Genomic DNA, 24,646 nt, shown 5'->3' with positions numbered 1-24,646 from the left:
AAGAAATACACGCGAAGAAAAAAGCGCCGCGGGCGCGCCGGCCCGCGGGCGGATGGCGGGGCTACAGCTTGCACTGCCCCACATACACGTCTTGATAGCTGTCGAACACCTTGCCCACCAGCTTGTTGGTGATGCGGCCTTCGCTGTCTTTCTCGATGACGCGCAGGTAGTAGGCCTGGATGGGATAGTGGTTCTTGCCATAGGTGAACTTGCCGCGCACCGACGGGAAATCGGCCTTGGCCAGCGCCTGCACGATGGCCTCGCGGTCGGAGACCTTGCCGCCGGCTTGCTTGACCGCGGCATCCATGGCCATGATCACGTCATAGGCCTGGGCGGCGTACACCGACGGATAGCGCCCGTTGTATTCCTTGCGGAAGGCCTCGACGAACTGCTTGTTCTGCGGCACGTCGAGATCGTGCGCCCACTGCGCCGTGTTGTACATGCCCAGCATGGGCTCGCCCACCGCCTGGATCACGTCTTCGTCGGCCGAGAAGCCCGGGCCGATGAGCTTGACGCTTTGCGCCAGGCCGGTGGACACGAACTGCTTCACGAAGTTGATGCCCATGCCGCCCGGCAGGAAGATGAACACGGCATCGGGCTTGGCGGCGCGGATCTGCGCCAGCTCGGCGGCGTAGTCGATCTGCCCCAGCTTGGTGTAGACCTCTTCGGCCACGTCGGCCTTGTAGCCGCGCTTGAAGCCCGTCAGGGCATCTTTGCCGGCCGGGTAGTCGGGCGCCATGATCAGCACCTTCTTGAAGCCGCGGTCGGCCGCGACCTTGCCGGCGGCTTCATGGAAGGCGTCGTTCTGGTACGAGGTGCCGAACCAGTACTGGTTGCAGCGCGCGCCGGCGTACTGGCTGGGGCCGGGGTTGTTCGACAGGTACGGCACCTTGGCGGCGAACAGCGCCGGGCCCACGGCCAGCGCCACGTTCGAGCCGATGGGGCCGGTGAAGAAATCGATCTTGTCGCGCTGGATGTAGCGCGTGACCAGCTGCCGCGCCTGGTCGGGGTTGCCGCCCATGTCGGCCTGCATGAATTCGGCCTGCTGGCCGCCCAGCTTGCCGCCGAGCTGCTTGATGGCCAGGTTGAAGCCGTCGCGCGCTTCGGCGCCCAGCGCCGCGAACGGCCCCGATATATCATTGGCGATGCCGACCTTGATCGGGTCGGCCGATGACAGGGCGGGCGCCAGCGCGGCGGCCACTACCAGGGAAGTCAGGAAACGCATCTTGGTGCTCCTTGCGCATGCCGCGCGGCGGATGTTTTTATGGAATATTGCGAGTTCGGATGCTTCTGCCATCGGCCCGCCCGGCATCGCCCGGACGATGCGGCGAGGGCTGGCGTGCGGCATAGTTTAGGTTTAAAGTATTCGGCAATACAAGCCTAGGGTTTTTACCAGGGCCCTGCCCGCGCCACGCCATGCCCGCCCTTTACCGCCAATACGACCGCGCCGCGCTGGACGTGCAATACAACGCACGCGCCACCGTGCCCGACATCCAGCCCATCCTGGCGCAGTACACCGCCCAGAGCCAGGCCGCGCGCGCCACGCTGCCCTGCGCGGCCAACGTGCCCTACGGCGAACATCCCGACGAACTGCTCGACATTTTCCCGGCCGCGCCGCAGGCCGAGGCGCCGGCGGCCGGCGCGCCGGTGTTCGTGTACATCCATGGCGGCTACTGGCGGCTGCTGTCCAAAGACGACTCCAGCAGCATGGCGCCGGCCTTCACGCGGGCCGGCGCGGTGGTGGTGGCGGTGAACTACTCGCTGGCGCCGGCGGTCACGCTGGACCGCATCGTCGACCAGAACCGCCGCGCGCTGGCGTGGGTATACCGGCACATTGCGCGCCATGGCGGCGATCCGGCCCGCATCCATATCGCCGGCAGTTCGGCCGGCGGCCACCTGGTGGGCATGCTGCTGGCCGGCGGCTGGCACGGCCAGTACGGCGTGCCGGCCGATGTCGTTGCCGGCGCCGCGCCGCTGTCGGGCCTGTACGACCTGCGCCCGCTGGTGCATACGCACATCAACGAATGGATGCGCCTGAGTCCGGCCGACGCCGAACGCAACAGCCCGGCGCTGCTGCCCGCCGGCGCGGCCTGCCCGCTTTTGGCCAGCTACGGCGGCACGGAGACCGACGAATTCAAACGCCAGACCGACGACTACCTGCAGGCCTGGCGCGCCCGCGGCCTGCCGGCCCGCCACGTGCCCATGCCGCACACCAATCATTACGACATCGTGCTTACGCTGAACGATCCCGCCAGCCCGCTGACGCGCGCCATCTTCGACCAAATGGGCCTGGCCGGCAGCCGCCGGCCCGCCTGCTGATGCCCGCCATGATCGACGCTCCCGACCTGGAAACCCGCGCCGCGCCCGACGACCACCATGCGCTGCGCCTGTGGCTGCGCATGCTGACCTGCTGCAACCTGATCGAATCCGAGATCCGCACCCGCCTGCGCACCGAATTCGACACCACCCTGCCCCGCTTCGACCTGATGGCGCAGCTGCAGCGCGCGCCCAAGGGCATGAAAATGGGCGAACTGTCGCGCCGCATGATGGTCACCAACGGCAACATCACGGGCATTACCGACCAGCTCGAAAAAGAAGGGCTGGTGATGCGCACCAAGATGGAAACCGACCGGCGCAGCTCGGTGCTGAAACTGACGCCGCAGGGGCGCCGCATTTTCAACCGCATGGCGCGGGCGCACGAAAGCTGGGTCAAGGGAATGTTCAACGACCTGCCCGAAGCGGGGCGCGATGCGTTGTACCAGGCGCTGGGGGAACTCAAGTTGCAGGTAGTGGCGGCGCGGGGGAATGCGCGCTGAGCGGTGTTTTGCTGCTTCGGGGCTTGGGGTTCTTGCACCGTCCCGCGGTGCTCGGGCGAGCCGGGGCGGCGCAATGGCTGTGGCGTATAGCGGTGTCAGGCACCTGCGGAGCCTGACACCTGGGCGGTACCCACGCCGTCTTTGCCAAGGTGTCTGGCTCCGCCAGGTGCCTGACACCGATGTGCGCAGCGAATGTCTCAACAACACGGTATCCGGCACCCGACCACCGCGCCGGCGGCATGAGTGCTGCGCGGCGGTTCGAGTTCACGGATCGAGTCCCGCCCAGGCAGTGGGATAATACGGACTTCCCCGCCCCCGCGGCGCTGTCCGCCCAGCCACAGAGACGAAGTCATGGCCGTTAACCTGCAGATCCCCTCCGAGTCCGAAATTTTCCCCGTTGCCGGCGTTGAAATCGGCGTTGCCGAAGCCGGCATCCGCAAAGCGAACCGACGCGATCTCACGGTATTCCAGTTGACGGCCGGCACCAATGTGGCCGGCGTCTTTACCCGCAACCGCTTTCGCGCCGCCCCCGTGCAGGTCTGCGAGGCCCACCTGGCCACCGGCGGGCCGATCCGCGCGCTGGTCATCAACACCGGCAACGCCAACGCCGGCACCGGCGCCGAAGGCCTGAAAAAGGCCCAGGACACCTGTGCCGCGCTGGGCAAGCTGATGGGCGTGCCGGCGCAGCAGATCCTGCCGTTTTCCACCGGCGTCATCCTCGAGCCCCTGCCGCTCGATCGCCTGACCGCCGCCCTGCCCGCCGCGCTGGCCGGGCTGGGCGCCGACCAGTGGTTCAACGCCGCGCACGGCATCATGACCACCGACACACTGCCCAAGATCCATTCGCGGCGCGTGCAGATCGGCGGCAAAACCGTCACCTTCACCGGCATCAGCAAGGGCGCCGGCATGATCCGCCCCAACATGGCCACCATGCTCAGCTTCCTGGCCACCGACGCCGGCATCGCCCAGCCCGTGCTGCGCAAGCTGGCGCTGGAAATCGCCAACCGCTCGTTCAACCGCATCACCGTCGACGGCGACACCTCTACCAACGACTCGTTCATCATCGCCGCCACCGGCCAGTCGGGCATCGACATCAGCGCCGAGTCCGACCCGCACTACGCCGCCGTGCGCGACGCGCTGTCGGCCGCCGCGCTCGACCTGGCCACCAAGATCGTGCGCGATGCCGAGGGCGCCACCAAGTTCATCACCATCCGCGTCGAAGACGCCCTGACCACCGAAGAAGCCCTGAAAGTGGCGTACTCGGTGGCGCACTCGCCGCTGGTCAAGACGGCGTTCTTCGCGTCCGACCCCAACCTGGGCCGCATCCTGGCCGCCATCGGCTATGCCGGCATCGACGATCTCGACGTCTCCAGGCTGCGCCTGTGGCTGGACGACGTGCTGGTGGCGCGCGACGGCGGCCGCAACCCCGACTACCAGGAAGCCGACGGCCAGCGCGTGATGAAGCAGGCCGAAATCGGCATCCGCATCGCGCTGGCGCGCGGCCAGGCCAGCGAAACCGTCTATACCTGCGACTTCTCGCACGAGTACGTCAGCATCAACGCCGACTATCGTTCCTGAACCCACCGCACCCGGAAACCGACGTGACTTCCTCCGACTTCTCCGTCCTGATCGAACGCGCCGAACGCGTGCTGGCCCAACTGGAAGCCTGGCTGCCGGCCGCCCCGCCCGACATCGACTGGTCCGCCCATGCCTACCGCTGGCGCAAGCGCGGCGCGCGCGGCTGGCTGGACGCCGTGCGCCACGTGGCCCGCATCGACCTCACTGACCTGCAGCACATCGAGCGCCAGAAAGGCATCATCGACCGCAACACCCTGCAGTTCCTGCAGAAAAAACCCGCCAACAACGTGCTGATGACCGGCGCGCGCGGCACCGGCAAGAGTTCGCTGGTCAAGGCCATGCTGGCCGCCTATGGCGACCGGGGGCTGCGGCTGATCGAGGTCGACAAGTCCGACCTCGGCGACCTGCCCGATATCGTCGAACTGGTGGCCACGCGGCCGGAACGCTACATCGTGTTCTGCGACGACCTGTCGTTCGAAGAAGGCGAGGCCGGCTACAAGGCGCTGAAATCGGTGCTGGACGGCTCGGTGTCGGCCTCGGGCGACAACGTGCTCATCTACGCCACCTCGAACCGGCGCCACCTGATGCCGGAATACATGAGCGAGAACCTGCAGGCCAAGCACCAGCCCGACGGCGAGATCCACCCGGGCGAAACGGTCGAAGAAAAAATCTCGCTGTCCGAACGGTTCGGGCTGTGGCTGTCGTTCCACCCGTTCAAACAAGACGACTACCTGGACATCGTGCACCACTGGCTGCGCGAACTGGACTGCCCGGCCGGGCACATCGAAGCCTGCCGCGCCGAAGCCCTGCAATGGGCGCTGGAACGCGGTTCGCGCTCGGGCCGCGTGGCCCACCAGTTCGCGCGGGACTGGGCGGCGCGCCATGTCTGAGCGCATTGTCGACGTCGCCGCCGGCCTGATCCTGCGCGCCGACGGCCAGCTGCTGCTGGGGCAGCGCCCCGTCGGCAAGCCCTGGGAGGGCTGGTGGGAACTGCCGGGCGGCAAGCTCGAACCCGGCGAAACCGTGCTGCAGGCGCTGGCGCGCGAACTGCGCGAAGAAATCGGCATCGAAGTCACCCAGGCGGTGCCCTGGGTCACCTACGTGCACGTCTATCCGCACACCACGGTGCGGCTGGCCTTCTGCCAGGTCACCGGCTGGCGGGGCGAGCCGCGCGGCCTGGAAAACCAGCAGCTGCAATGGGTGGACCCGGCCCACGCCGGCCAGGTGGGCGACCTGCTGCCGGCCACCCTGCCCCCGCTGCGCTGGCTGCAGCTGCCCGACACCTACGGCATTTCGTCCATTGGCGGCCGGGCCGGCGTGCCGGCCTTCCTGGAACGCCTGGAACGCGCGCTGGCGCGCGGCCTGAAGCTGGTGCAATTGCGCGAGCCTGACTGGCCCGACGGCCCGGGCGCCACGTCGCTGCGCGACGCCATGCAGGCGATGCTGAAGCTCTGCCACGCCGCCGGTGCGCGGCTGCTGGTCAACAGCGCCCATCCGGCCGCCTGGTGGCGCCAGGCCGACGGCGTGCACCTGCGCTGGGCCGATGCGGCAGCGCTGCGTACGCGTCCTGAACTGCCCGCGGGCGCCCTGGTGGGCGTCTCGGCCCACGGCAACGCCCAGATCGTGCATGCGCGCGAGCTGGGCGCCGATTTCGCGGTGCTGGGGCCGGTGCTGGAAACGCCGTCGCACCCCGGCGTGCCAGGCATCGGCTGGCAGGGCTTCGTGGCGGGCAATCGCGACGCCGGGCTGCCGGTGCTGGCGCTGGGCGGGCAATCCGCCGATACCCTGGCCGAAGCCCGCCAGCACGGCGCGCACGGCATCGCCGGCATCCGCGCCCTGATCTAGCCGTAGCCGGCCAGGTCACTGGCCCGCGCTACTTCCGGGCAATGATGGCGAACTGGCCATCCTCTTGCAGGCGGGCCCAGTACGCCTTGCGCGCCGCGTCGTAGCCTACCAGGGCCCCGCCGGCGCAAGAGCCGGCAACATCGAACGGCATACCGGTCAGGTAGGCAGACTGGTATGGCTGTCCGCTGACGCACTCGGCCGTGGCCAGGGCGGTCCATTGCCCGCCGTCCCAGCGCGCCAGCAGGCTATTTTCCGCGCGGGCATCCTGCGGCATGGCGAACTCCAGCACATAGGCATGGCCGCCGCTGGCGCCGGGCTTAAGCTCCCAGTCGCGCGTGGCCTGCGCCGGCAGCGCATAGGCAGCCTTGCCCAGTTCCGAGCCGTCGCCATAGCTGCCCGGCAGGCCGGCGTCGGCGGTGATGTCTTTCAGGCGGCCATAGGGATCGGTGTAAATGCCGGTCTGGCCGCTGATGCCGGACACGATCAGCACGTCGGACAGCGTCCCGCCGGCACGCGATTTCCATGACAGCGACACCAGCTTGCTCAGGTCGATGGTGGTTTCGCGGATCTCCACCTCTTCGTCAGGCGTGCCTTCATTGACCACGCGGGCGCGCTGGCTGTTGTTCAAGTTCGGACGCCAGCTTTCGTCGCGGATGAACATGTAGCGGTACATCAGCGATTCGAGCTCGCGGTTGGTATTGGCGAAGGTCACGCCCGGCTCCACCGCCATGCCGCGGGTACGGGTGTCGTAGCGGTTGAAGATCTCGTTGCGGCCGTCCAGAATGCGGGCGCTCTGCCCGCCGGGCGACCCGCAGGCGCTGGTGCGGTAGCCGGGATCGTAGATGTTGTTGCTCTGGATGCCCGCCGGGATACTGGCGGCATACACGATCTTGTCGCAGCGCGCGGCGGTACGGGTGAAGCGGTCGAACAGGCGCCATTGCGGATCGGCCAGCTCTTTGGGCCCGACTTCATTGGCGAACACGGTGTGGGCAACGTAGTACGCCCGATAGTCGACGGCATCGCCATGAAAATCGAACACGGACACATTGGTGTCGATGCTGCCGCTGGCGTCGCCGGCCACTTTCAGCATCACGATGTTCTGCACCTGCTCGTGCTCGCCGTAGCGATTCTCGTAGCCTTTGTAGGCCGCGCTGCCGGCGACGATCTGCATGAACCCGCGCTGTGTCGCGTCGCGGATCTGGCTGCGCGCGTACATGTGTTCGTGACCCGCCACATAAATGACGTCGTTTGCGGCGAACAATTCGCGATAGTCGTCGTACACGTCGCGGAACGCCACGTCCGAAGGTTCGGACAGATAGCCTTCCAGTATCTTCTCGCGCAGCATGCCGTAGCGGTTGCCCACCAGCGAGTTGTGGGTCATCAGGATGATGTGGTCCACTTCATCGCGGTGCCGGGCGATCTGGCCGGCCACGAAGTCGTAGGCAAAGGGCAGCCAGTCGTACGAGATGTTGATGAACAGCACATTCTCGCGCACCAGGGCGTAGTTCTTGTATTTCGAGCCGGACATGTGCTGCGCGTCGCCCGGAATGAGGTCGCTGACCGTATCGAAGTAGTCCTGATCGATGCCCTTGTTGTCATGGTTGCCCATGATGGGCAGCAAGGTCATGCGGCCGGTGTAGTCGGCGGCGATGGCCCGCCATTGCGCATACTCGCCGCGGGTGCCGTTTTCGGTCAGGTCGCCCGCCATCAGCACGATGTCCACGTCCTGCTCGGCCAGCTTGTCCAGCGCGGCGCGCATCGGGTGTTCGGCAACCCCGGAATCGCTGCCCTGCGTGTCGGGCAGCACGCCCACACGCAACGGCTTGCTGGTTTCCGGTTCCGGCGCGGGTTCCGAGGTGCCCGGCTCCGTTGTTTCATCATCGTCGCCGGAACTGCTGCCGCATCCCGTCAATGCAAACAATGCGCAGGCCATGGCGCCGACGCGCTTGCGGTGCTGCAAACTGCCAAACAAGTGGTACATGTCAGCCCCTCTGTAAGAAAACGAGGAGCATAGAAACGCGACGTTACGCACCCATGACTCGCCGGCAAGCCTGGCGGGTACGGCGGCGCAATCGGCCGCCTTACCCGCCATTCATGACAGGCCTGCGAATCTCAGGCGACTAAGCTCAAGGCGTTGCGCCCATGGGTGTCCGGCTTCCGAAGGGTATCGGACACCGGAGTGGGCAGGGGCTGTCTCAACAGTACGGTGTCTGGCACCCTGCGGGAGCCAGACACCTGGGCGGCGCCGCGCCGCGACGCCTCAAGAGCCCGAAGCAGAGCCTGCGGCGGCATCCACGGAACCCGTCGATCCGGCGGCCGCGTCCCCCTGGGCCTCGGCCCGCTCCGCCTCCAGGCCCTGCCAGCCGCCGCCCAGCGCCGCGATCAACTGCACGCTGGCTGTCAGGCGGCTGCCCACCAGCGTGATTGCGCTGCGCTCGCTGGTCAGCGCACTGGTTTCCAGCACGGCCACGTCCAGGTAGCCGATCAGGCCCGCCTGATACTGGTTGCGCGCCAGCCGCAGCGATTCGCGCGTGGCTTCCAGGGCGCGGCGCTGCACCACCTGTTCGTGTTCCAGCACGCGCAGCTGGATCAGGTAGTCTTCCACTTCGCGCAGCGCGCCCAGCACCGTTTGCCGGTACAGCGCGGCCTGGGCATCGTAGGCGGCGCGCGCCTGGTCCAGCTGCGCCTGGCGGGCGCCGCCGTCGAACAGGGTCAGCGCCAGCGCCGGCCCCAGCGACCAGAAGCGGGCGGGCGCGGTCAGCCACTGCGCGAACTCGCCGCTGCGGAAACCGCCGTTGGCGCTCAGCACCAGGTCGGGGAACCAGGCCGCCTGCGCCACGCCGATCTGCGCATTGGCCGAGGCCGCGCGGCGTTCGGCCGACGCCACGTCGGGGCGGCGCTCCAGCAATTCGGACGGTACGCCGGCCGGAATCTGCGGCACCGCCTGCGCGAACGCCTGGGGCGGCAGCGCGAAGCGCGAGGGCGCCAGCCCCACCAGCACCGCGATGGCGTGTTCGAACTGGCCGCGCTGCCATTCCAGGTCGATCAGCTGGGCGCGGGCGCTTTCCAGCTGGGCCTGCGCCACCGATACGTCACCGCGCCCGGCCACGCCCGCCTGGTAGCGGTTCTGCGTCATCTGCAGCGAACGCTCGTAGGCCTGCACCGTGGATTCCAGCAGGCGCTTCTGTTCGTCCAGGATGCGCAGCTGGAAATAGTCTTGCGCCAGCGCCGACTGCGCGCTGAGGCGCGCATTGGCCAAGTCGCCCAGGCTGGCCTGGGCCTCGGCGCGGCTGGCCTCGACATCGCGGCGTACGCGGCCCCACAGGTCGAGCTCCCAGCTGGCGGTGCCGCTCAGGCTGTACTGGTTGGCCACCCCGCTGCTGGTGGCGGTGCTGCCGCCGCCGGCGCGCGTCACGCCGGCATCGGTGCCCACCGTGGGAAAGAACCCGGCGCGCGCGCCCTGCACCAGCGCCTGCGCCTGGCGGTAGTTCGCCTCGGCCTGGGCAATGCTCTGGTTGGCCGTGTTCAACTGCCCCATCAAACCATCGAGCGTGGCGTCGCCGTATACCCGCCACCAGGCGCCGCGCTCGGCCGCGTCGCGCGGCTGCGCGGGCTTCCAGCCTTCCTGGCTTTGCGCCTCTTTGTAGGCATCGCCCAGGTCCATCGCGGGCCGCTGGTAATCGGGGCCCACCGCGCAGGCCGACAACAGCGCGCAGCACAGCACGGCGGCCGCTCGGCGCGACGCGCGCGCGGCCGGGAAGGAAAAGGGCAATGGCGATGCGCGGCTCATGGGCGTTCTACATCAGGTTGCGAACCGATCGCGCCTTGCGCGCCGCGGCGGCGCCGGGCCCACAGGCGGAAGCGGTCCAGGTACAGGTACACGACCGGCGTGGTGTACAGCGTAAGGATCTGGCTGAGAATCAGGCCGCCGACGATGGTCACCCCCAGCGGCTGGCGCATCTCGACGCCGGCTCCGGTGGCCAGCACCAGCGGCAGCGCGCCGAAAATGGCGGCCAGGGTGGTCATCATGATGGGCCGGAAGCGCGTCAGGCAGGCCTCGAAAATGGCGTCGCGCGGCGGCAGGCCGCGGCGGCGCTCGGCATCCAGCGCGAAATCCACCATCATGATGGCGTTCTTTTTCACGATGCCGATCAGCAGGAACACGCCGATCAGGGCAATGATGGTGAATTCGCTGCCCACCAGCATCAGCGCCAGCAGCGCGCCGATGCCGGCCGAGGGCAGGGTCGACAGGATGGTCAGCGGGTGCACCAGGTTTTCGTACAAGATGCCCAGCACAATGTACATGGTGACCAGCGCGCCCAGGATCAGCCAGGGCTGCTGGCTTTGCGCTTCCTGCTGGGCGGCGGCGGTGCCCAGGAAGCCGGCCTGGATCTGGTCGGAGGGCAGCCCGATGCGCGCCACCGCCGCATCGATGGCGCGGATGGCCTGATCCAGCGAAACGCCCGGCGCCAGGTTGAACGAGATGTCGTCGGCCGCGAACAGGCCGTTGTGCTGCACGCTGAGCGGCGCATTGCCCGACTCGAAGTGCGCGAAGGCCGCCAGCGGCACACGCTGGCCGTCCTGGGTGATGACGTGCACCTGCTTGAGCGACTCGGCATCCTGGGCAAAGCGCTGGTCCACCCCCATGACCACGTGGTACTGGTTCAGCGGGCCATACATCACCGACACCTGGCGCTGGCTGAACGAGTTGTTCAGCACCGCGGAAATATCGGACATGCTGATGCCCAGCCGCGTCGCGGCCTCGCGGTCGATCACCAGTTCGACCTGGCGGCCCTTGTCTTCGACGCTGGTGTCCACGTCGGTAAGCTCGGGCAGCGCGGCCATGGCCTGCTGCACCTTGGGCATCCAGGTGCGCAGCAGCGACAGCTCGCCGGCCAGCAGGGTGTAGTCGTACGAGCCGCTGCCTTGCCCGCCGCCCAGGAAGATGTCCTGCTGAGGCACCAGGAAAACGCGCGCGCCGGGGGTGTTCTGCAGCCGCCCGCGCAGCCGGTTGACCACGTCGTTGGCGCTGGCCCGGCGTTCGGCCTGCGGCTTGAGCTGGATCGACATGAAGCTGCTGTTGCTGCCGCCGCGCCCGCCGGCGTGCACGGTGATGCTGGCCACCGCCGGGTCGGACAGGATCACCTTGCGGAAGTATTCCAGCTTGGGCACCGTGGCCTGGAACGAGGTGCCCTGGTCGACCCGGAAGAAGCCCAGCAGCTGGCCGGTGTCCTGCTGCGGGAAGAACCCCTTGGGCACCACCGCGTACAGGTACACATTCAGCCCGATGGCGGCGGCCAGCAGCAGCAGCATGATGCGGCCGTGCGCCAGCGCCCACGACAGGCTGCGCCGGTAGCGCGCCAGCACCGCGTCGAAACCGCGCCCGATGGCCCGCGACAGCCGGCCCGGCGCGCGCTCGGGCGCCTGGGCGCGCAGCAGGCGCGCGCACATCATCGGCGTCAGGGTCAGCGACACCACCAGCGACACCATGATGGCCGCCGACAGCGTCACGGCGAATTCGCGGAACAGCCGCCCCACCACGCCGCCCATCAGCAGGATGGGGATGAACACCGCCACCAGCGACAGGCTCATGGACAGCACCGTGAAGCCGACCTCGCGCGAGCCGCGCAGCGCGGCCCGCATGGGCGAGGCGCCCTGTTCGATGTGGCGCATGATGTTTTCCAGCACCACGATGGCGTCGTCGACCACGAAGCCGGTGGCCACGATCAGCGCCATCAGCGAAATCGTGTTCAGCGTGAAGCCGCACAAGTACATGACGCAGAACGTGCCCACCAGCGACACCGGCACCGCCACGCTGGGGATCAGCGCGGCGCGCCAGTGCCGCAGGAACAGCAGCACCACCAGCATCACCAGCGCCACGGCCACCACCAGCGTCAGCTCGGCCTCGTGCAGCGAGGCGCGGATGCTGGGGGTGCGGTCCTGGGCCACCGTCATGTCTACGTCGCCCGGCAGCAGCGCCGCCAGCTGCGGCAGCTGCGCGCGGATGGCCTCGACGGTTTCGATGATGTTGGCATCGGCCTGGCGCCGCAGGATCAGCAGGATGGCCTGGCGGTCGTTGTAGAAGCCGGTCTGGAACAGGTCTTCGACCGAGTCCTCGACAGTGGCCACATCCGACAGCCGCACCGCGGCGCCGTCGCGCCAGGCGACGATCAGCGGGCGGTATTGTTCGGCGCGCTCGAGCTGGTCGCTGGCCATGATCTGCCAGTGGTAGCGGTCATTCTCGATGACGCCCTTGGGCCGGTTGGCATTGGCCTCGGTCAGGGTGGTGCGCACTTCGTCGAGCGACACGCCGCGGCTGGACAGCGCGCCCGGAATCAGGTTGACCCGCACTGCCGGCAGCGAGCTGCCGCCCACGGTGACCTCGCCCACGCCGTTCACCTGCGCCAGCTTCTGCGCCACGATGGTCGAGGCCAGGTCGTACAGCCTGCCCTGGCTGAGCGTGCCGGACGTCAGCGCCAGCACCATGATGGGCGCCGACGACGGGTTGACCTTGTGGTAGGTGGGATTGCTGCGCAGGCCCGTGGGCAGCAGCGAGCGCGCCGCATTGATGGCCGCCTGCACATCGCGCGCGGCGCCGTCGATGTCGCGGCTCAGGTCGAACTGCAGGATGATGCGGGTCGAGCCCTGCGAATTGCGCGAGGTCATTTCGGTAACGCCCGCGATGCTGCCCAGCGAGCGCTCCAGCGGCGTGGCCACGCTGGACGCCATGGTTTCGGGGCTGGCGCCGGGCAGGTTGGCGGTTACCGAGATGATGGGCAGGTCGACTTCCGGCAGCGGCGCCACCGGCAGCAGCCGGAACGACAGCACCCCCGCCAGCACCAGCCCCAGGCACAGCAGTACCGTGGCGACCGGGCGGACGATGAAGGGCGCCGACAGGATCATGGCTGCTCCGCGGCGGGACGCGCGCGGCCGCGCCGCGCCAGGCGGTCGAACATCAGGTAGATGACCGGCGTGGTGAACAGCGTGAGCACCTGGCTGAGCAGCAGGCCGCCCACCATCACCAGGCCCAGCGGCTGGCGCAGCTCGGCGCCGGTGCCGGTGGACAGCATCAGCGGCAGCGCGCCGAACAGCGCGGCCAGCGTGGTCATCAGGATGGGCCGGAAGCGCAGCAGCGCGGCCTCATGGATGGCGGCGCGCGGCGCCAGCCCGCGCTTGCGCTCGGCCTCGAGCGCGAAGTCGATCATCATGATGGCGTTCTTTTTCACGATGCCGATCAGCAAGATGATGCCGATGATGCCGATCATGTCGAGTTCGGTGCCGCTGATCATCAGCGCCAGCAGCGCGCCCACCGCCGCGGAAGGCAGCGTGGACAGGATGGTGATGGGATGGATGTAGCTTTCGTACAGCACGCCCAGCACGATGTACATGGTGATCACCGCCGCCAGGATCAGCCACAGCGTGCTCGACAGCGAATTCTGGAAGGCCAGCGCGGCGCCCTGGTAGCGTGTCTCGATGCTGGCCGGCATGCCGATCCCGGCCTCGGCCGCCGCGATGGCATCCACCGCCGCCGACAGCGAGGCGCCCGGCGCCAGGTTGAACGACACCGTGGTCATGGGGAACTGGTCGAGCCGGTTGATGGCCAGCATGGTGCGGCCCTGCGAGATGTGCGCCACGGCCGACAGCGGCACCAGCGCGCCCGATTCGGTGGCCAGGTGGATCTGGCCCAGCGCCTCGGGCGACTGGCGGAACTGCGGCAGCACTTCCAGCACGACGCGGTACTGGTTCGACTGGGTGAAGATGGTGGAAATGAGCCGCTGGCCGAAAGCGTTGTACAGGGCCTCGTCGATGGCCGAGGTGGAAATGCCCAGGCGCGCGGCGGCGTCGCGGTCGATCTCGACCCAGGTCTGCAGGCCGTCGTCCTGCAGGTCGTGGGCCACGTCGGTCAGTTCGGGCAGCTGCGACAGGCGGTCGACCAGCCTGGGCGCCCATTCGGCCAGCACGGCGATGTCCGGGTTGGACAGCGTCATCTGGTATTGCGTGCGGCTGACGCGGTCTTCGATGGTGAGATCCTGCACCGGCTGCATGTACACCCTGACACCCTGCTGGGCGTCCAGCGCGTCTTGCAGGCGCTGCGTAACGGCGGGCAGGTCGGCCTCGCGCTGGCCGTGCGGCTTCAGGGCGATCTGCATGCGGCCGGTGTTCAGCGTGGCGTTGGTGCCGTCCACGCCGATGAACGACGAAACCGATTCGACGTCGGGGTCTTGCAGCACGATGCGCGCGGCCTCTTGCTGGCGCTGCGCCATGGCCGGAAACGACACCGAGGCCGGGGCCTGGGTAATGGCCTGGATCATGCCGGTGTCCTGCTGCGGGAAAAAGCCCTTGGGAATGGCGATGTACAGCAGCACGGTAAGCGCGAACGTGCCCACCGCCACCAGCAGCGTCAGCGGCTGGTGCGCCAGCACCCACTGCAGCATGCGGTCGTAGTGGGCGATGGTGCGGTCGATGAAGGCGCCCGTGGCCCGGTGGAAGCGCCCGTGGCGCTGCTCGGACTCGGGCCGCAGCAGGCGCGCGCACATCATCGGCGTCAATGTCAGCGACACCACCAGCGAAATCAGGATGGCCACGGCCAGCGTGATGGCGAACTCGCGGAACAGCCGCCCCACCACTTCGGTCATGAAAAGCAGCGGGATCAGCACGGCGATCAGCGAGAAGGTCAGCGAGATCAGCGTGAAGCCGATCTGCGCGGCGCCCTTGAGCGCGGCCTGCATGGGGGTTTCGCCCTGTTCGAGGTGGCGCGCGATGTTCTCGATCATGACGATGGCGTCGTCGACCACGAAGCCGGTGGCGATGGTCAGGGCCATGAGCGTCAGGTTGTTGATGCTGAAGCCCGCCAGGTACATGATGCCGAAGGTGCCGATCAGCGACAGCGGCACCACCACGCTGGGAATGAAGGTGGCGGTCAGGCTGCGCAGGAACAGGAAGGTCACCATGACCACCAGGGCCACCGCCAGCATCATCTCGAACTGCACATCCGACACCGAGGCGCGGATGGTCTGCGTGCGGTCGGACACGATGCTGACGTCCAGCGTGGCGGGCAGGGCCTCTTTGACCTGCGGCAACATGGCCCGGATGCGATCGACCACGTCGATGACATTGGCGCCGGGCTGGCGCTGCACGTTGAGCAGAATGGCGGGCTGGCCGCCCGCCCAGGCCGCCTGGCGCACGTCTTCGGCGCCCTGCACGGCGTTCGCCACATCGGACAGGCGCAGCGGCGCGTTATTGCGGTAGGCGATGATGAGATCGTTGTAAGCGGTGGGCGACTTGAGCTGGTCGTTGGCGTCGATGGTGGTCGAACGCTCGGGCCCGTCGAGATTGCCCTTGGGCTGGTTGACGTTGGCGCCCACCACCGCCGTGCGCAGGTCGGCCAGTGACATTCCGGCCGCCGCCAGCGCGCGCGGGTTCACCTGAATGCGCACGGCCGGCCGCTGCCCGCCCGCCACGCCCACCAGCCCCACGCCCGGCACCTGCGACAGCTTCTGCGCCATGCGGGTGTCGACCAGGTCGCGCACCTGCGGCAGCGGCATGGTGGGCGAGCTGATGGCCAGGGTCAGCACCGGCGCGTCGGCCGGATTGACCTTGTTGTACACGGGCGGCACCGGCAGGTCGCTGGGCAGCAGGTTCGAGGCGGCATTGATGGCCGCCTGCACTTCCTGTTCGGCCACGTCCAGCGACAGATCCAGGCTGAACTGCAGCGTGATCACCGACGCGCCGCCCGAACTGGTGGACGACATCTGGTTCAGGCCCGGCATCTGCCCGAACTGGCGTTCGAGCGGCGAGGTGACCAGCGAGGTCATGACATCGGGGCTGGCGCCCGGGTACAGCGTCACCACCTGGATGGTGGGGTAATCGACTTCGGGCAGCGCCGACACCGGCAGCAGGCGGTAGGCGATGAACCCGGCGATCAGGATCGCCACCATCGACAGCGTGGTGGCGACCGGCCGCAGGATGAACAGGCGCGACGGGCTCACGGCGCCTTCGAAGCGGGCTGGCCGGCGCCCAGCGCCTGGCCGGGCGAGGCGGGAATGGCGGTGTCGCCGGTGACGACGTTCACCTTGGCGCCGGTGCGCAGGCGGTCGGTGCCTTCGACGACCACCTTGTCGCCGGGCGCCAGGCCCTCATTCACGGCGACGCGGTCGCCGTTGATGGCGCCCAGTTTCACCTGGCGCACCTCCACGGTGCTGTCCTGGCGCAGCAGGAACACGAAGGCGCCGGCCGAGCCCTGCTGCACCGCCGCGGTGGGAATGACCGTGGTATCGGCGCGCGTCTGCACCAGCAGGCGCACATTGACGAACTGGTTGGGAAACAGCAGCTCGTCGGCATTGTCGAACCGCGCCTTGAGCTTGACGGTGCCGGTGGCCACGTCGATCTGGTTGTCGATGGTTTCGAGCTGGCCGCTGGCGATGGCCTGGGTGTCGGTGCGGTCGTAGGCCTGCACCGCCAGGGTGCGGCCGGCGCGCACCTGCTCGAGCACCTCGGGCAGCTGGGTTTCGGGCAGCGAGAACACCACCGCGATGGGCTGGGTTTGCGTAATGACCACCAGGCCGTCGGTATCGCCGGCGGATACCAGGTTGCCCGGATCGACCTTGCGCAGGCCCAGGCGGCCTTCGATGGGAGCGGTGATGCGCGTATAGCCCAGCTGCAGCTTGGCGTCGTCGACCGCGGCCTGGTCGATTTTCTGGGTGCCTTCGTATTGGCGCACCAGCGCGGCCTGGGTGTCGAGCTGCTGGCGCGCGATGGAATCCTGCTTGAACAGCGTCTGATAGCGCTGCAGGTCGCGCCGCGCATTGGCCAGCAGGGCCTGGTTCTGCTGCTGCTGGCCCTGCGCCTGCGCCAGCGCCACCTCGAAGGGGCGCGGATCGATCTGCGCCAGCAGGTCGCCGGCCTTGACGCGCTGGCCTTCGTTGAAAGCCACCCGCACCAGTTCGCCATCGACCCGGCTGCGCACCGTGACGGTGTTGTAGGCGGTGACGGTGCCCAGGGCGCGCAGCACGATGTCGATGTCCTGGGTGCCGGCCTGGGCCACCCGCACGGGCACCGGCAGGTTCATCATGGCGGCCCCGCCGAAGCCGCGGCCGCCGCGCTGCGCGGGCTGCTGGGACCCGCCGGGCTTGAAGAGCAGCCATGCCGCCACGGCGGCGGCCAGCAATAGCAGGATGATGGCAACCAGGCGGCGCGTGCGGCGGGGCGGCGGAACGGGGCGGCTTTCGGGCATGAAGTATGGGGCGCAGGCAGCGGGAGCCGCTATTGTCCCCCAACTGCGCCCGTTTACGGCGCCGCGCGCCGCGCCCTGAAATACACCGCAACAGGAATCAGGCGGAAACCGCCAGGCCGCGCCCGGGCGCCGCTCAGGCGCTGCACAGAGACATCTGGAAACCGATGTCGCGCGCCACCTGCTGGGGCTTGGCGTCGCCGTCCTGGGCCGAGAAGCGTATCCAGATCATGTACTTGTTGGCGCTGATTTCGGGGAAGACCCCCTGGGCCGGGTCGATCCAGACCCGCAGCAGCTGGAACAGCTTGCCAGCCAGCATTTGCTGGTAGCCGCCCTGCTCGGCCACGATTTCGGACCGGCGGCCCGATTCGCGCAGCAGGCGCAGCGCCATGGCCACGGCATCGTGCAGCGGGCGCAGCGGAGCCGTCCAGGCCTGCAGGTCGGCGCAGCGCCCGGCCTCGGGCCGGTGCTGCCAGGCGTGGTACGAAGGCATGTCGACCTGCGTGGCGCCGCCCGGCACCGCCAGCCGGCCGCGCAGGCTGACCAGCCACTCGTTTTCGCGCAGGGACTGGCCGGCGCGGCCCTGGGCCGCCAGGCCGCCCACCGTGCGTTCCATTTCGGCCAGCATGGACTCAAGGGCGTCCTGCGCCACGCCGGGATGGTCGCGCAGCGCGTGCAGCGCCGCGCGCTGGCGTTCGAGGTCTTGCAGGACGGAGGTTTTGACGTCGGTGCGTTCGGTGGCGTCGAGAATATCGAACAAGGTCGCGACCGCGATCTGGTGATGGCGGGGGTCGCCTTCACGTGCGAAGTAGAACAATCTGTCGAACAGATATTCCAGCCGGAGATAGGCGCGGATACGCTCGTTGAAGGGATATTCGTAAAGAATCACGCTTTATACAGGCCTGTTGGTGAGCGGCCCGCGGGCCGGGTTATTCAGGAACGCCGGCCGCGCATGGCGGGGGCCGGCGCGGTGCCGCCGCCAATCGGCACCAGCTGTCGTGCAGAGCCTTTGCCCGCGCGCGCAACTGCTGGGCAGACGTGGCGCCATCGTTGACGATGACATCATCCGCTGCCGCGAGCCGGGTTGCCCGCGCGGCCTGTGCCGCCATGATACGCCGTATGGCCTGCTCCGTCAGCCCGCTGCGCGCCTGCACACGGGCGACCTGGGTTGCGGGGTCGCAATCAACCACGCAGATGCGGTCGACCCGCTCGCGCCAGCGGCCCGATTCGACCAGCAGGGGCACCACGAACACCAGGTAGACGCCCTGCGCCGCATCGGCCGCGCGCCGGGTGTGCAGGCCGATCAGCGGATGCAGGATGGCCTCGAGCCGCGCGCGGGCCTCGGGCTGGCGGAAGACCAGGTCGCGCATCCAGGCCCGGTCGAGCGAGCCGTCGGCGGCTACGGCGGCGGCGCCGAAGGCCTGGCTGATGGCGGGCATGGCCTCGCCGCCCGCGGCCGTCAGGTCGTGCGCGATGGCGTCGGTGTCGACCAGCGCCGCGCCCCATTCGGCCAGCATGTCCGCCACGCGCGTCTTGCCGGAGCCGATGCCGCCGGTCAGGCCGATTTTGTACATAGCCGCTTTTCCATCAAGAACATTGCCTGCCTGTCCAGCATACGCCCTGGCGCCGTGTCAGAACCATGCCGGATGCCCCACCGCCATCAGCATCGCGATGCCGGCCAGCGCCAGGTACGGCCCGAACGGCAAGGGCTGGCCGCGGCGCGCATGGCCCGTCAGGCGCAGGATGCCCGCGCCGGCCACACCGGCCAGCGAGGCCACCAGCAGCAGGCCGGGCAGCGCGGCCAGGCCGAACCAGGCCCCCAGCGCCGCCAGCAGCTTGAAGTCGCCGTAGCCCATGCCTTCGCGGCCGGTAAGCAGCCGGAACATGTGGAACAGCAGCCACAGGAACACATAGCCCACCACCGCCCCCAGCACGGCCAGCGGCAGCGGCGCCAGCGCCCCGCCCAGGTTGGCCAGCAGCCCCGCCCAGGCCAGCGGCAGGGTGATGGCGTCGGGCAGCAGGCTGGTCTGCAGGTCGATCCAGGCCAGGGCCAGCAGCGCCGCGCACAGGCCCATGGCGCACAGCGCGATCAGGGTGGGCCCGAAGCGCCAGGCGCACAGGGCGAACAGCAGCGCAGTGGCCAGTTCAGTGACAGGATAACGCCAGCCGATGGGGTCGCCGCAGGCGCCGCAGCGCCCGCGCAGCAGCAGCCAGCCCAGCACCGGCAGCCGGCGCCAGCCGCGCACCGGCGCGGCGCAGGCCGGGCAGTGCCAGCCCGGGCGCCACAGCGTGTAGCCGGCCGCGGCGCCGGACTCGGGGTCGGACACGGCTCCAGGCCGGAACTCCTGGTACTGCTGCAGCCATTCGCGCTCCATCATGCGGGGCAGGCGGTGCGCCAGCACGGTCAGCCAGCTGCCGACCGCCAGGCCCAGCACCGCGGCCATGGCAATGGCCCATCCAGGATCGACTGCAAAGGGATGCCACATGAAGTTCAGACGGACAGGAAAAATGCCGCGCGGGGCAAGAACCGGCCGCAACGCGGCGACGTCGCATTATTCCGGCATGCGGCGAATAGTTCAAACCCGGACTGTGGCGCGAGCGTATCGGATGTTTGCATAAATGCGTAGAATTCCGGACATATCCAACTACCGCCACCAGCCACCATGCCCGCTCCCGTGCTTTCCCAGGCGCCCCGCCGCAGATCCCCGACCCTGACCGCGGCCGCGCTGGCGGGTATCGCGCTGCTGGTGGCCGGCTGTGCCCAGCATCGCAGCGCGGGCTACTACAACCCGCCGGCGGCCAGCACGACCACCGACGCGCAGTACCAGGGCGAAGGGGCCGGCTATCGGCAAGTGGTGCGCGCGCCCTCGCAGCTGCAAATTGAACTGAAGGCGCCGCCGCCGGGCCAGTCCCGCGGCAGGTCCGACGCCGAAGACGCCGCGGCCGCGAAAGCCTCTGAAAGCAGCGCCAATGCCGCGGCCGAAGCCGCCGGCAGCGCCTCGCCGGCCGCCCACGCGCTGGTGCCGCAGGCCCAGACCTACATGGGCACCCTGCCCTGCCTGACGCCGTCGCCGCAATGCGCGGCGCAGCGCATCACGCTGACCCTGGCGCCCAATGGCCGCTGGCGCAGCCGTACCGCGTTCCTGGACAGCGCCGGCAACCTGGGCAAACCCAGCGCCGAACAGGGCTGCTGGGACGCCACCGCCGAACACCCCCCGCGCGTGCTGCTGGCCGACGCCGACGGCAACCAGCGCGTCGAATTCGTGGTGGCCGCCAACAACGTGCTGCGCGTGCGCTCGGTGCTGGGCAAATCGCCCAACCTGAACTACAGCCTGACGCGCCAGCCCGACCTGGATGCCATCGACGAGCTGTCGGGCCAGCCCGCCCCGAAGTGCCTTTGACGGGCACGCGCCCCCGCTCAGCGGTCGAACGGCGGGTGTGATGGCAGGTATCTGACTCCCGCAGGGTGTCAGACACCGTGCTATTGAGACAATCGCGGCACACTTCGGTGTCTGACACCCTACGGGAGTCAGACACCTGGATAAACTGGACGATCCTGCGATACGGGTGCTGAGCGGCGGTTCGAATTCAACTATCGCAGTCCCGCGTCGTCCGGGCCAGCGGTGTCGGCGCGTTGGGCGGCGGGGCAGCCTGCGCAGCAGGCCGAGGGCGCCTGGTTGCGCCCGAGCCCGACGCACGTGCGCCGGCACCGCTGGCCCGCACGACGCGGGACGGGGCTAGAACGCAAACCCCAAAACGCAATATCCACAGGTGCATAAGACCAATAGCCAGGAAATCACCGGATCGTCCTTAAGGTAGCACCATGGGTGTCGGACACTGTCCGAGACAACCACGGCTCACAACGCGGCCTGACACCCTTCGGGAGCCTGGCGCCTGGCCCGGGCAGCCACTCAGGGTCGCCCCGATGGCGGCGGCGCAGGCAACCCGCTATACTCGCCGCGCACCACAGAACAACGACGTTACGCCATACCAAGATACTCGGGCTGACGCAGCTCATCGCCAGGCTCCGTATCGGGTTGTCGTCCGCCTGACGATCCATGCGACCCTTTCCGGCCCGCTGCCTGCGCGCCATCCGCTTCCTGTTGCCCGGCCTGGCCTGGCTTGCCTGCGCCGCCGCCGTGGCTGCCACGCCGGCCATTCCCGCCACGGCGCCCTCCGCCGTCCCCACGCTGGCCGAATGCCATGGCATCAAAGACCTGGCCTTTGTCGCCCACCTGGATGACGACCTGCTGTTCATGAACCCCGACATCGCCTCGAACATCGAGGCCGGGGGCTGCGTGCAGGTGGTGTACCTGACCGCCAGCGACGCGGGCGAAGGCGAACACTACATGCTGGGCCGCGAGCGCGGCGTGCGCGCCGCCTATGCCTACATGGCCAGGCAGCCCGATCTGTGGAAAGAAGACACGGTATTGGTCGACGCCTATCACGTCGCCCGTTTCACGCTGCAGGGCAACCCGCATGTGCAGCTGTGGCACATGCGCCTGAAAGACCCCTGGCTGGGCAAGGGCTGGGGCAGCCTGACGCCCCTGAGCCAGGCCGAATCGGTGCCCGGCATGACCGCCGACACGCTGGGCCCGTACCACGACGTATACCGCCGCGCCGACCTGGTGCGCACCCTGGCCGCCATCATCAGGGCCTACGGCCCCACCACCGTGCGCCACCTGGACGACACGATCAGCGTGCCGTACACCAAGCTGTGCTGGCGCTGCGCCGGGCACGGGCACCCCGACCACATCGCCAGCGCGCGGCTGGTGCGCGAAGCCATCGCGCAGGCGCCGGGCAACTACGCCGAAACCGGCTACATCGATTACCCCAGCCAGGAACGCGAGGCCAACTTGGCCGACGCCGAGATCGCCAGCAAGTCCGAAATCTTCCGGCAGTACGCCTGGAACGACTACCACTACTGCTCGGGACCCGTGGGCTGCCAGGAACCGGCCGGCCCGGCCGCGGCCTGGGTGCGCCGCTCGTACTACGTGTCGCGCCACGACGTGGCGCCCGAACTGTTCGCCGATCCGCAGGGCGGCCTGATGGTGTTCGCCGCCGGCGAGGCCAACGACGCCGTCAATATGTGGGACGCCCGCAACGGCCGCTGGAACACGCTGGGCGGCCGCACCGCCGGGCCGCTGGTGTCGTTCGCCTACCCGGATTCATCGGTGGGGATACTGGCCCGCGATACGCTGGGCGGCCTGTGGATCAACAAACAGAATCTGGACGGCACCTGGAAGGGCTGGCAGGCCCTGGCCGGCGTGCGGGCGGCCCGGCCGCCGGCGGTGGCGCCGCGCGGCGATGCGGCGGCCGTGGCCATGGGCAACGACGGCCTGTACCACTGGACCGCCCTGCAGGGCCTGGACAGCGGCTGGGCGCCCTGGCAGGCGCTGCCCCAGCTGCCGGGCGCGGTGGGCAATGCGGCTATCGCCAAAGATGCCGGCAACCGCTTCTGGGCGTTCGCCATCGACAGTGACGGCTGGCTGTACGCCACCCGGCAGCGCGCCGCACAGGACGAGGCCGCCTGGGGCCCCTGGCAGCGCGTGCCCGCGCCCCGGTGCGGCGGCGGCCTGGCGGCCATCCGCAACGCACAGGGCCTGATCGAGCTGTACCTGCGCGACAAAGATACCCGGCACCTGATGCGCATCGTGCAGGATGCCGCCATTGCCCCGGCCGATGCCGCCTCGCGCACGCTGCGCTGGACCCCGGCCGTCGACCTGGGCATCGAATATGTGGGCAGGCCCGCCGTCGGCGCTGACCAGGACGGCGAAGTAGCGGTGGCGGTGCTGGAGCGCCAGGGCGGCGCGCTGTGGCTGGTGGAGGACGGACAGCCGACCAGGCTCGAGGCGCACGCCGCCTCGCTGCCGGCCATGCGCTTCCTGCACGGCACCCTGTACGTGGTAGCCCGCAGCGCCGGCCAGCTGCAAACGTACCAGGTGCTGGCGCGCCGCAATGGCGTATGGGCGGCCGACGCCGCGCTGGGCGAGTTGCCGCTGGCCGGCGGCGGCCCCTTCGGCACGCGCATCCCGGCAGCGGGCGTACTGGCTTCGGCCGAACCCAAGCCAGCCGGCCCGGCGGCGGCCGTGGCCGCCAGCCCCGCTACCGTCACGGCCACAGCCACGGCTACGGCCACGGCCGGCTCGGCGCACTAGCGCGCCTGGACCCCGGCCTGCTCGACCACCTTGCCCCAGCGGGCCGACTCGTCGCGGATGTACTTCGCGTAGTCGTCCACGGTGCCGCCCAGGATGAGCGTGCCCTGCGCCCGCAGCTTCTGCTGGACGGCATCAGACGCCAGCGCCGCGTTGATCGCCGCGTTGAGCTGTTGCAGAACCGGGGCCGGCGTGCCAGCCGGCGCCACAATACCCTGCCAGGCCAGGCTCTCGAAGCCGGGCGCCAGGGTTTCCGAAATCGTCGGCACATCCGGCAGCACCGGCGAACGCTCGCGGCTGGTCACCGCCAGGGCGTGCAGCGTGCCTTTCTGCACCGGCGCGATGACAGTATTGAGCGTGGTGGTGGTGAATTGCGTCGCCCCGGCGATCAGGTCCACCTGCGCGGGCGCGGTGCCCTTGTAGGGCACATGCGTGGCCTGCGCGCCCACCAGCTTGAGCAGCTGCGCCGCCGTCAAGTGTTCGATGGCGCCGGTGCCCGAGGACGCGTAGTTGTACTTGCCCGGCTCGGCCTTCAACAGCGCCACCAGCTCGCCGGGGGTTTTCGCCGGCAGGCCGGCAGTAGTGGCCAGCACCAGCGGCACGGCAGCGGTCAGCCCCACCGGGGCAAAATCCTTCACCGGATCGAAGCCGGGAGTCTTGTAGACCCACGGCGCGATCACAATCGACGAGGTGTTGTACAGCAGCGTATAGCCGTCATTGGCGGCCTGCGTAAGCGCCGCGGCGGCAATATTGCCTGCCGCGCCGGCCTTGTTCTCGACCACGACCGGCTGGCCCAGCTGGACGCTCATGCTTTCGGCCAGGATGCGCGCCACGTTGTCGGTGGGCCCGCCGGGCGAAAAACCCACCAGCAGGCGAATCGGCTTGTCGGGCCAACTGGCCTGGGCCAGGCCCGGCGTGCCGGCCCACAGCGCCACCGCGGCGCAGGCCGCCAGGGCGATAAAAGATTTCTTTTTCATGTCTCTCTCCTTTTTGTCTGGGCGCCCCGCCGCAAGGCGGGACGC

Annotated in this window: 17 protein-coding genes; 7 read left to right on the top strand and 10 right to left on the bottom strand. The window is 68.9% G+C overall.

Annotation, left to right across the window (positions count from 1 at the left end; translation table 11 throughout):
- Positions 1-61 precede the first annotated feature (61 nt).
- Positions 62-1,225 carry an ABC transporter substrate-binding protein gene (locus J2P76_RS08990; RefSeq protein ID WP_207406508.1) on the bottom strand — a complete coding sequence of 388 codons (1,164 nt, stop codon included), beginning with the start codon at positions 1,223-1,225 and terminating at the stop codon, positions 62-64.
- A gap of 191 nt (positions 1,226-1,416) precedes the next feature.
- Here J2P76_RS08990 and J2P76_RS08985 point away from each other — a divergent pair, with 191 nt between their 5' ends.
- The 5 genes from J2P76_RS08985 to J2P76_RS08965 all read left to right on the top strand — a co-directional run bounded on the left by J2P76_RS08985 (position 1,417) and on the right by J2P76_RS08965 (position 6,239).
- On the top strand, positions 1,417-2,319 hold the full coding sequence (locus J2P76_RS08985; protein ID WP_207406506.1) for an alpha/beta hydrolase: 903 nt from the start codon (positions 1,417-1,419) through the stop codon (positions 2,317-2,319).
- 8 nt (positions 2,320-2,327) lie between these two features.
- Entirely contained in the window at positions 2,328-2,816 is a 489-nt protein-coding gene (locus J2P76_RS08980) for a MarR family winged helix-turn-helix transcriptional regulator (protein ID WP_207406504.1), read from the top strand.
- Between the two features lie 351 nt (positions 2,817-3,167).
- The gene (gene argJ, locus J2P76_RS08975) at positions 3,168-4,394 is read left to right on the top strand and encodes a bifunctional glutamate N-acetyltransferase/amino-acid acetyltransferase ArgJ (RefSeq protein ID WP_207406502.1); all 1,227 of its coding nucleotides are present in this window, start codon (positions 3,168-3,170) and stop codon (positions 4,392-4,394) included.
- 23 nt (positions 4,395-4,417) lie between these two features.
- The gene (locus tag J2P76_RS08970; protein WP_207406500.1) at positions 4,418-5,284 is read left to right on the top strand and encodes a DUF815 domain-containing protein; all 867 of its coding nucleotides are present in this window, start codon (positions 4,418-4,420) and stop codon (positions 5,282-5,284) included.
- Complete coding sequence (locus J2P76_RS08965; protein ID WP_207406498.1) at positions 5,277-6,239, top strand: Nudix family hydrolase; 963 nt, start codon at positions 5,277-5,279, stop codon at positions 6,237-6,239. Before J2P76_RS08970 ends, J2P76_RS08965 begins: the two co-directional genes overlap by 8 nt.
- A gap of 28 nt (positions 6,240-6,267) precedes the next feature.
- On the opposite strand, the gene J2P76_RS08960 is transcribed toward J2P76_RS08965, so the two are convergent.
- The 8 genes from J2P76_RS08960 to J2P76_RS08925 form a co-directional block, all read right to left on the bottom strand.
- Positions 6,268-8,220, bottom strand: coding sequence for a metallophosphoesterase family protein (locus J2P76_RS08960; RefSeq protein WP_207406496.1), 1,953 nt, complete (start codon positions 8,218-8,220; stop codon positions 6,268-6,270).
- Between the two features lie 279 nt (positions 8,221-8,499).
- Positions 8,500-10,029, bottom strand: a complete 1,530-nt coding sequence (locus tag J2P76_RS08955) for an efflux transporter outer membrane subunit (RefSeq protein ID WP_207406487.1) — start codon at positions 10,027-10,029, stop codon at positions 8,500-8,502.
- A complete protein-coding gene (locus J2P76_RS08950; protein ID WP_207406485.1) occupies positions 10,026-13,142 on the bottom strand; it encodes a multidrug efflux RND transporter permease subunit in 3,117 nt (1,038 codons plus the stop codon). The genes J2P76_RS08955 and J2P76_RS08950 overlap by 4 nt, the downstream gene beginning before the upstream one ends.
- Complete coding sequence (locus tag J2P76_RS08945; RefSeq protein ID WP_207406477.1) at positions 13,139-16,228, bottom strand: MdtB/MuxB family multidrug efflux RND transporter permease subunit; 3,090 nt, start codon at positions 16,226-16,228, stop codon at positions 13,139-13,141. The genes J2P76_RS08950 and J2P76_RS08945 overlap by 4 nt, the downstream gene beginning before the upstream one ends.
- The gene (locus J2P76_RS08940) at positions 16,225-17,472 is read right to left on the bottom strand and encodes an MdtA/MuxA family multidrug efflux RND transporter periplasmic adaptor subunit (RefSeq protein ID WP_207406475.1); all 1,248 of its coding nucleotides are present in this window, start codon (positions 17,470-17,472) and stop codon (positions 16,225-16,227) included. Before J2P76_RS08940 ends, J2P76_RS08945 begins: the two co-directional genes overlap by 4 nt.
- 133 nt (positions 17,473-17,605) lie before the next feature.
- A complete protein-coding gene (gene zapD, locus J2P76_RS08935) occupies positions 17,606-18,358 on the bottom strand; it encodes a cell division protein ZapD (RefSeq protein WP_207406473.1) in 753 nt (250 codons plus the stop codon).
- Between the two features lie 40 nt (positions 18,359-18,398).
- Positions 18,399-19,043 carry a dephospho-CoA kinase gene (gene coaE / locus J2P76_RS08930; protein ID WP_207406471.1) on the bottom strand — a complete coding sequence of 215 codons (645 nt, stop codon included), beginning with the start codon at positions 19,041-19,043 and terminating at the stop codon, positions 18,399-18,401.
- Positions 19,044-19,100: 57 nt separating this feature from the next.
- Positions 19,101-19,955, bottom strand: coding sequence for a prepilin peptidase (locus tag J2P76_RS08925; RefSeq protein ID WP_207406468.1), 855 nt, complete (start codon positions 19,953-19,955; stop codon positions 19,101-19,103).
- A 177-nt stretch (positions 19,956-20,132) separates the two neighbouring features.
- On the opposite strand from J2P76_RS08925, the gene J2P76_RS08920 reads away from it, so the two are divergent.
- Both J2P76_RS08920 and J2P76_RS08915 read left to right on the top strand, forming a co-directional pair.
- Positions 20,133-20,870: a copper resistance protein NlpE N-terminal domain-containing protein gene (locus tag J2P76_RS08920; protein WP_207406466.1), complete on the top strand. Its 738-nt coding sequence runs from the start codon at positions 20,133-20,135 to the stop codon at positions 20,868-20,870.
- Between the two features lie 657 nt (positions 20,871-21,527).
- The gene (locus J2P76_RS08915) at positions 21,528-23,627 is read left to right on the top strand and encodes a PIG-L family deacetylase (RefSeq protein WP_242697328.1); all 2,100 of its coding nucleotides are present in this window, start codon (positions 21,528-21,530) and stop codon (positions 23,625-23,627) included.
- Here the strand turns inward: J2P76_RS08915 and J2P76_RS08910 are convergent.
- Complete coding sequence (locus J2P76_RS08910; protein WP_207406465.1) at positions 23,624-24,601, bottom strand: Bug family tripartite tricarboxylate transporter substrate binding protein; 978 nt, start codon at positions 24,599-24,601, stop codon at positions 23,624-23,626. The two genes, J2P76_RS08915 and J2P76_RS08910, sit on opposite strands and share 4 nt — an antisense overlap.
- Positions 24,602-24,646 lie beyond the last annotated feature (45 nt).

Origin of the sequence: Bordetella petrii (assembly GCF_017356245.1) — a bacterium.
Taxonomy (GTDB): domain Bacteria; phylum Pseudomonadota; class Gammaproteobacteria; order Burkholderiales; family Burkholderiaceae_B; genus Bordetella_A; species Bordetella_A petrii_D.
This window is presented reverse-complemented; position numbering and strand designations above follow the sequence as displayed.